This window comes from Bradyrhizobium ferriligni (genome assembly GCF_056837965.1).
Window position 1 is genome coordinate 1 of sequence record NZ_JBXEJO010000140.1, and the last position, 7820, is coordinate 7820.

Genomic DNA, 7820 nt, shown 5'->3' on the forward strand with positions numbered 1-7820 from the left:
GAGGGGGACCGGGACGGCGAGGAAGCCGCGCCAGATGGCGAGGACGACGAGGGCGCGGCCGACGAAGAAGATGAGGACCAGAAGCTATCCGACGCTCTCGTTCGCGACCTCACCGCACACCGCACCTTGGGGCTTCGACTCAATCTGAGTGAGCAGCCTGATGTTGCCATCGTGGCGGTCACCCATGCGCTCGTCGCCCAAATCTTCTATCTCGGCGCGGCCGCGCATGTGGTCGGCATCCAGCCGGTGAAGACCGATCTGGCCGCGCACGCGGACGGGATCGAGGACACGCCGGTCGGCAAGGCGTGGTCGGATCGCCATGCCAATTGGGGACGGCAGATGCCCAAGGACGTCGCTGCACTGTGGGATTTCGTGACCGAGCTCGACCACGACAGCCGTATGGCGTTGTTCGCGCATTGCGTCTCCCTGACGGTCAATGCGGTCAAATTGCCCTTTGACCGGAGGCCGCGGGCGCTGGCGGCGGCCCGCCGTTTGGCCGAGGCCGTGGCCCTCGACATGACCGCCTACTGGCGCCCAACGGTGCGGAGTTATCTCGGCCGTGTCACCAAGGCGGGCATTCTGGCGGCGGTCCGCGAAGGCGTCGGCGAGGAGGCGGCCGAGCGCATGTCGGACATGAAGAAGGCCGACATGGCGCAAGCCGCCGAGCAGCTGTTGGCGGCGACCGGTTGGCTGCCGTCGCTGCTGCGGACGGCCGTCCCGCAGGGGCAAACTGACGCGCAAAGCGAGGCGCAGGGCAGCGAACCCCAAGCGGAAGCTGCTGAGTAAAAACCAGCGACGGGGCCGCGCGGGCGGCCCCGGTGGCTTGAAGATCTCGGCCGCGCACCTGACGGTGCGCGGCCGATTCGATCGATGCAAAGCGGCGGCTCTCCACGCAAACCCTTCTTCCGATCGAGGGCACGACCCGTCCCGATCTCCGCCGATTGCCGCAGCCACGGTGGTTGTATCGCGCCTCCTTCGACCTTAACCAGCGAGGCGTAGATCGGTGCCGGGAAGCTCGGATCGTATCTTGACGGCGCGCATCGAGCGCGCATTCGGGCGGACAATTCTGGCGGTACGATCGGTTCCTTGCGCGCAAATGAGGTTGGGTTCGCTTGCGTTGATCCGGCTGCGTCCTCCCTGCGATTGATGCGCGGACAGCGGTTTGTCTTCCACCGATCCAGCCGTCTTCTGATGCTGCGCGGAGGTCGGTCGCCACGAAAATCTCCGTCAGTACCGTCATGGGCGCGCGTCACACGCAGTCACGATTGGGCTGATCAAGCCCGGGGGACGGCGAGGGCCTCGATCGCCTTCCCGCAACGACTGCGCCTGCTTTTTTCCCCTGCCGCCAGCGGCGGCATTCCTCGCGATAAGACAAAAAAGCAGGCTTATCGCCGTCCTCCGCTGGCGCTGCGGGCCTTAAGGCTGCGGGCCGATCGCTCCCCGGGCCAAAGATCGCCATCGAGGCTGCGATGAGCGCGGCCCGAGCAAAAACAGACGGAGATCACCATGGCGACCATCGGCACGTTCACCGCTTCCGACACCGGCTTCACCGGCTCGATCAAGACGCTGACGCTCAACATCAAGGCCAAGCTCGTCGCATCCGAGAAGGACAACGACAAGGCTCCCGACTACCGCATCTTTGCGGGTAGCACCGAATTCGGTGCCGCCTGGAAGAAGACCGCCCGCGACAGCGGGCGCGAATATCTCTTGGTCAAGCTCGACGATCCGAGCTTCCCGGCCCCGATCTACGCCTCGCTGGTGAAGGTCGAAGGCGAGGACGGTTTCAGCCTGATCTGGTCGCGCCGCAGCGGCGACTGATCGCGGGAAATCATCGGCCCCGCCTCCTCGGAGGCGGGGCTTTTTGCGTTTCTTGCGCCGCTTTTGGAGGAAGCGGAAGGCATTTTGCGTTTGGAAACGGGCTTCATCGCGGGCAAAAATACGATCGATTCGATGGATTCCGGGGCGGCGTTTTGGGCTCAGCGAACGGGATTTCGCGTCGGATCGAGCTTCGAATTTCGATCGACGGGCGTGATATTGCGCCAGTTTCGCAAGGGGGAATGACGTCTCCGCGCGTGCTCTCAGAGCTCGGATTGCGTCCGTTTGTCGAGCGAAAGGGAGCTGTTTCGGGCTGCTTCGATCGAACACGCGATGGGTCGACTTGGCGATTTGAGCAAAGCCGGTCCAATCAGGCATGAGGACAGAGCAGGGTAGGGTGTAGGGCAAGATAAAAGCACTGTCGCCGAAGGGGGGCTAAGTGGTTGTCTGCACATCCAAGAGTTAGAGATAGCGCTGGGCGCGATGCTGCCAATCGGTGGCTAAGGCAATGTGATCATTCGCCGATAGCGTCTCCGACCTGGCAATGTTCATTGGCTCAATTTATCTGCGATCTTCTCAGGCGGGAGCCCGCATCATGCGTGACCTCGACGAGGACGAATTCGAAGTTCGGGTTCGATCGGATCCACACTATCTTCGGTGCGTTCGGCAGGCCGTAGAGGACGTCGCCACGGCTCGTGCGGATCGAACTTGGTAGACGGTCAGATTGGCCGCGGATGTGCATGGGGTCTCGAACCTGCGCACGGAGGTGTAACATCAGCGGTAGATTTGCAGGTAACGAAAGGTGCGTTCGAGCTTCTCGAATTGCAGCCTGTGCTATCGAGCCAATCGGTCGCGCGCTCCCTAGGAAGCGCTGGTCGTCCGAAGGCTCGGCACGGAAACGGCAGCTAGTGCAGCTTGGACTTGATCAATCGCTGCCTCTAGCGAGGTCAAGAGCTCACGCAACTCGTTTGCCGTAGTTTCCTCCAACCTAATGTTCTCTGCGCACACAGTTTTTGCAATTAACTGTTCGATTGAGGTCGTCGATTGTGGCTCCGACAGTAGCGATCCCGATGAATCAACGAGATGGGATGCTATCTGGCCAGACGGCGTGATCCTGATGACCACCTCCAGGTGAGCGGCGAGCTCTTTCTCAAGAAGCTGGATCGGCAGATCAATGCTGACTACGTCTCGTTCTCCTCGCCGATAACCAGCGCGTATGACCTGATTCCCAAACGTTGACTGACCGAGGGAAAGACGATCTACGAACGCTGCAATCGGCAAGGCTGGTGTGCTGATCATCGAAAGCGTCCCAAGCTTGCTTCCAGAATACCTAGTATACTAGGTGGAGATCAAGTGGAGATTGATGCCGTCATGCCGCATGAAGTTGCGGCGGTTGGTAGCCAAGAATCTTCGATACTTGAGGCAAGAGGGAGGCCTATCCCAAGAGGAGTTGGCTGATCGTGCTGGCTTGAATCGCAACTACATCGGAATGATTGAGCGCGAAGAGAATGCTCCGACCGTCGATGCCCTCGAACAGATTTCGGCTGCCTTGGGGATAGATCCGGTTGTATTGTTCCAAGAACGGTAATTGCAGGCTCAAGGTTACACCTGTTTGCGTGGCGGCGCTTGCGCCGCCGAGAACGCGGGCAGCCACTCGACGGTTCCGCCCGCGATGATGTAGTGCGATTTGCAAGGCGCGCCGCAGACGGAAATCGAAGGCCGGACGGTGGGCGTGCCGTTCTCAGCAATCACCCGGTGGCTGTCAGCAACCAGCGGCATCGCCCGATGCCCGCAGCCGCGTCATCGTCAATCGCTTGCATCGTGGCGGAGATAGGCTGGCGGATCGAGGCGCCGCTGATCAGCTACGCGAAGAAGCGATTTGCAAGGGCTGCACCGGCGACCGCCTGTGCGCATGCGCGGCCTAAGGCCGATCAGGCCGGAAGCCTGGCGGCATTTCGGGAGGCGCTGCGCGGTTGTCAGGCTTGCTGGCACGCGGGGCAGGGCGCGCCAGCGCCGCCGCACCTGCATGCGTGAATGCCAGTCCATGGCTGGTCCGGGAGGTTCTCACAGACCCAGCCGGTGTCGTCGCAGAGGATGCATGCAGGCTCGTCATCGCATCAGAATCCGACGGAGCTACGCGGGTCGAATAGAGGCGAGATCGCTATCTCTGTGCCTATATCTAAAGCGTTCACGTCCAAACGTCATAAATGGCTTCTCGACCAATCGCCAGAGGACGAACGATACTAGGACGGAAAGAGCCAACGCAATTGCTGATATGTATTGGCCGACGACGCCAATAGCGAGAAAGAGACATATCCGGTGGGTTAGGTAGAGCGAGTACGCACCAAGGCCTAGCCAACAAAGAGGAGACAAAACACGGGGGACACCTTGTTCGCCTGTCACGACGAGCAAGAGCACGACAAAGAATAGAAGCGGCGGGGCACTGTAACCCAAATATTGCATCAAGGGGCTTCGCCCATCGACCTGCTGCCACGAAATCAGCCACGTCATTAGAGTCACAGGCAGGGCCAGAAGCAACGCCCCGGCATACAACTCCCGACGATGTTCATACAGCCAGCGATTGCTCCCGCGCTTGCGGACCAAACATGCCGCCAAAACTCCTAGAAACAACCCGTCCATTCGTGCGGGCAGGAGAAAGTATGCCGGCGCAGTGTCGCCATAGGCATGATTGAGTACCGATCCTGGCGATCGGCGCGGCGCAGATTAGTGCAACAATCAAATGGAGCAGTCGGCCAGTTGGCCAAAACCGAACGATCGCTGGCAGGACCAGGTAAAACTGCTCTTCAACCGCTAGCGACCATGTGATGACGGTAAGAGGATTGCCGACTCGTCCATCCGCCCAAAGAAAGTTTTGTGTGAACGTGAGAAAGGGAACTAGTGGCTCGCCGACCAAGTTGCAGATCGGAATGACCAGAAGGGCGTACAGTGGGAGGATGCGCAGAGCGCGCCGCGCGTAGAAGATCTCGAAGTAGTTTTGCTTGTCTCGATTGTCCATCAGGATTCCTCCAATCAGGAAGCCGGACAGCACGAAAAAGAGGTCCACGCCACATGCGCTTAAGACGAGCAGCTTAGCCAACAGACTATCGGGGTATATTTCGACAAAAAGGTGCCTGATCAGCACCAGCCCGATTGCAACACCCCTGATCGCATCTAGCCCAGAGCTATGCTTCATTTCGTCATTGAAAATTGTTTGCTCAATAACAGAACATCATAGTAGCTCTGCTCGTCCGGATTCAAGATCTGCGAGGCGCCGCTAGCCAGCCCGTTTAAGGGCTTGGTCAAGTGCGCGAAGCACGACGGGCCGCATCATGGCATAACCCGCGGCATTGGGATGGACACCATCAGGCATGATCGCCGCCTTTCTGGCGTCATCGATCTCTCCAAATGCAGCTCGATAGTTAGCGAAGGCATACCCCCGCATTCTTGCTGTTTCCTCGATCCAGGCATTCATACGCCGGATCCAGGGTTTGGGGTCGATTTCTGGCACCCATGCGAACTGGTCGTAATCGGCGTAATTGCCAAGGATCACACGCAGGCCATGCGCATCGGCAAGTGTCAGCATCGCCAACACGTTGTTCTGATAATCGCGGAAGGTCGTCGGGCCGGTATTGCCGGCGATGTCATTGCAGCCGCACAGAATGTGAACAACCCTTGGTCTGACGGCGACGACGTCTGCCATGAAACGCAGCAGTATCTGAGGCGTAGTCTGCCCGGCGATGCCGCGCCCGACGATCCCGTTCGAGAACAATTCAGGATCGACGTGAGGCCATGCCTCGGTGAGAGAATCCCCGATGAACACTGCGCGCAATGGCGCGGTTATCGCGGCGTTGCTATCTCGGTATCGACCGAGATTTGGCCAGTCGCCGGCCGTTTCTCCCCTTAGACGATCGACCATGCCGATTGGACTCATCACGCAAGCTTCTCCCTTGATCCGGTAAGGATGCATGTTGGCTCGGTCCTTGCGTCAGCTCGAACAACTCGAGGACATCCGCAAGCCGCAGCTTAGTACCTTTGGGCATATGCTGGATGAGCAAATGCCGAGTGTCCGCGGCGATCTCGTCTCGCTTGAGCAGATTATATTCGGCGTAGAACGCCTGCATCTTGGCGGCGAACTGACGGGCCACCTCGGGCAGGATTTCAAGCGGCTTTCGGGTTATCGGCATGCCCGGAAGATAGGGGCGGGATCTGCGAATCGTCGCGGTAGGACCGGCCTCCCGTAATTGTACGGGCGATTGGGTGCTGTCCTGGTTACGACACCCGCTGCGATAAACTAGGACACGTCGATAGTGTCGGGAAGAAGTGGCAACTTCTCACCGCCGTGTTAGCTTTAAAGCCTCGGGTCACGTCCCGATTCATCATAGGACGACTGGCCCCAGCACCAGCCTCTAGGCCCCCAGAGGTGCTGGGGCCGTTTCTTTGAGGCCCGCATGGATCGATCCAACCGATTGCGACAATCCCTTCGCCAAAGATCAGGACTGGCTCGAGTACCACGAGGGCGAAACGCCTGCGGGCGGCTTTTTCTTGGGTCGGAGTAGGGGCGGTCGGCCGCTTTAAGACCGGGCCGGATTGGTAGGTCGCCTGACATCGGGATGCTTGTCGATGGTCCTCTTCGCTGCAGCGATCGCTTCCTGAGTCCTCTGATAGGTCATCGTTCTGATGGTTTGGCCGCCGGCCATCGGCGTGATTTCGACCAGGAATCCGCCGCCGGGTTGCTCGATAATCACCAATCGATGCGCTAGATATTCTAGTTCGTCCGTCACATTCAGTGATCTCGTTCTGGATTTCGAACAAATGAGTAAGACCTGGAATGTTCCAATGAAGAGGTGAGGCAAGCGGGCGCAGTAAGGTGATTGCATGACCAGGGCACAACGCCGCCCGCTTAAAATACACACGGGCAGCGTTGGCTCTAGCCCCAGGATGTAAAGTGCAAAATCCTGACGAGTTGAAAACTGCGGCGGTACGTAAAGGTTTCTTACCTAAGAAGGGGTAGGCTCTGGGCTTGACCGACTTCTGGGTTGAAGCTGACATTGAAGCGCTAGCTCTCGTGGGATTGAAGGCCGCGCCAGCGAGCGCTGTAATCCTGCGCATGAAGGATTATCCCGCCAAGATCACGTTCGGCGAAATGCGCGAAACCGGCGCAACGCGGATCATCGTCTTCTGCAAGGACTACAGGTGCTCGCACAACGTCCAGATGGACGCGTCGCGTTGGCCTGACGAGGTGCGCATTTCCGATGTCGAGCCGCGGTTCGTCTGCACGGTTTGCGGCAAGCGCGGTTCGAACATTCGGTCGGCCGACGAACCGCCAAGGATGGGTACCAGCGGCTGACAGGACGGGCTGCCCAAGTTTGGCCGAAATGGCCCGCATGCTGGTGCGCGCCATTCAAGGGGCTATCCGTTGTGTGGTGAGCCTTGGTGGTGTCGTCCGGCAACGTCGTCGCCAAGGCTCTCAGCCCCCTCGGATCTTCCGTTGATGTTCCGCCGCCGAATAAACGTGACCGGTGCGAGCGCGTCACTTAGCCTTCTTCCCAAGCGCAACCTCGGCGAGCCGGCGGATGGCTGTTGCTCTAGTCGGTAGATCGGGTTGCTTGCGCCGCCAATCGTCGACCGCTGCCAGCATTTCGTCCTGACATCGAACGCCGACTGTGGTCCCTCGACCGGTAGCAGGGCGACCACGAGTGCGGCCGCAAAAGTGCACTGTCTATCAGATACACTCACCCATGAGGCGCGCGATGTGGCCGGGACGAAAAGGGCGCGGGTCAGACCGCGCCCAAGGTCGTGACTTGGCTACGGGCAGCGGTCCCAGAACCCCCGGGTTCGCGACCAGTCGGTATAATACCAGCACAGACCGGGTGCGGGAGGTGCGCCCGCGAACGCCGCCGCGCCCGCGGCGAGGAAACCGAGCGCTGCACCAGCTGCGATGGCGCCGCCTGGCCGCCATGAATAATTCCGCGGCCGAACCCAGGGGCGGGACCCGTGAACTGGCG

Annotated in this window: 7 protein-coding genes and 2 pseudogenes; 5 read left to right on the plus strand and 4 right to left on the minus strand. The window is 59.8% G+C overall.

Annotated features, from left to right (window positions below; all coding sequences use genetic code 11):
* From AC1VNY_RS41765 to AC1VNY_RS41780, 4 genes and pseudogenes are all read left to right on the plus strand, one after another.
* A pseudogene (locus AC1VNY_RS41765) lies at positions 1-786 on the plus strand (chromosome partitioning protein ParB); the annotation flags it as partial.
* A gap of 720 nt (positions 787-1506) precedes the next feature.
* Positions 1507-1818, plus strand: coding sequence for a DUF736 domain-containing protein (locus AC1VNY_RS41770; RefSeq protein ID WP_482409560.1), 312 nt, complete (start codon positions 1507-1509; stop codon positions 1816-1818).
* A 1080-nt stretch (positions 1819-2898) separates the two neighbouring features.
* Positions 2899-3054, plus strand: a complete 156-nt coding sequence (locus tag AC1VNY_RS41775) for a hypothetical protein (RefSeq protein ID WP_453964735.1) — start codon at positions 2899-2901, stop codon at positions 3052-3054.
* Positions 3055-3193: 139 nt separating this feature from the next.
* Positions 3194-3403, plus strand: coding sequence for a helix-turn-helix domain-containing protein (locus AC1VNY_RS41780; protein ID WP_453965576.1), 210 nt, complete (start codon positions 3194-3196; stop codon positions 3401-3403).
* Positions 3404-3417: 14 nt separating this feature from the next.
* Here the strand turns inward: AC1VNY_RS41780 and AC1VNY_RS41785 are convergent, their stop codons facing one another.
* The 3 genes from AC1VNY_RS41785 to AC1VNY_RS41795 all read right to left on the minus strand — a co-directional run bounded on the left by AC1VNY_RS41785 (position 3418) and on the right by AC1VNY_RS41795 (position 5746).
* Entirely contained in the window at positions 3418-3594 is a 177-nt protein-coding gene (locus tag AC1VNY_RS41785) for a ubiquitination-like system serine protease family protein (RefSeq protein WP_482409561.1), read from the minus strand.
* Positions 3595-4381: 787 nt separating this feature from the next.
* A complete protein-coding gene (locus tag AC1VNY_RS41790) occupies positions 4382-5008 on the minus strand; it encodes an acyltransferase family protein (protein ID WP_482409562.1) in 627 nt (208 codons plus the stop codon).
* Between the two features lie 81 nt (positions 5009-5089).
* Positions 5090-5746 (minus strand): GDSL-type esterase/lipase family protein, encoded by a 657-nt coding sequence (locus tag AC1VNY_RS41795; protein WP_482409564.1) that lies wholly within the window; start codon positions 5744-5746, stop codon positions 5090-5092.
* Between the two features lie 1176 nt (positions 5747-6922).
* On the opposite strand from AC1VNY_RS41795, the gene AC1VNY_RS41800 reads away from it, so the two are divergent.
* Positions 6923-7162 (plus strand): hypothetical protein, encoded by a 240-nt coding sequence (locus AC1VNY_RS41800; RefSeq protein WP_482409563.1) that lies wholly within the window; start codon positions 6923-6925, stop codon positions 7160-7162.
* Between the two features lie 458 nt (positions 7163-7620).
* Here the strand turns inward: AC1VNY_RS41800 and AC1VNY_RS41805 are convergent.
* A pseudogene (locus AC1VNY_RS41805) lies at positions 7621-7820 on the minus strand (hypothetical protein); the annotation flags it as partial.

Coding starts and splice junctions, on each gene's coding strand:
- AC1VNY_RS41770 (WP_482409560.1), top strand. CDS start 1,507: ATGGCGACCATCGGCACGTTCACCGCTTCCGACACCGGCTTCACCGGC.
- AC1VNY_RS41775 (WP_453964735.1), top strand. CDS start 2,899: ATGGGATGCTATCTGGCCAGACGGCGTGATCCTGATGACCACCTCCAG.
- AC1VNY_RS41780 (WP_453965576.1), top strand. CDS start 3,194: ATGAAGTTGCGGCGGTTGGTAGCCAAGAATCTTCGATACTTGAGGCAA.
- AC1VNY_RS41785 (WP_482409561.1), bottom strand. CDS start 3,594: ATGCCGCTGGTTGCTGACAGCCACCGGGTGATTGCTGAGAACGGCACG.
- AC1VNY_RS41790 (WP_482409562.1), bottom strand. CDS start 5,008: ATGAAGCATAGCTCTGGGCTAGATGCGATCAGGGGTGTTGCAATCGGG.
- AC1VNY_RS41795 (WP_482409564.1), bottom strand. CDS start 5,746: ATGAGTCCAATCGGCATGGTCGATCGTCTAAGGGGAGAAACGGCCGGC.
- AC1VNY_RS41800 (WP_482409563.1), top strand. CDS start 6,923: ATGAAGGATTATCCCGCCAAGATCACGTTCGGCGAAATGCGCGAAACC.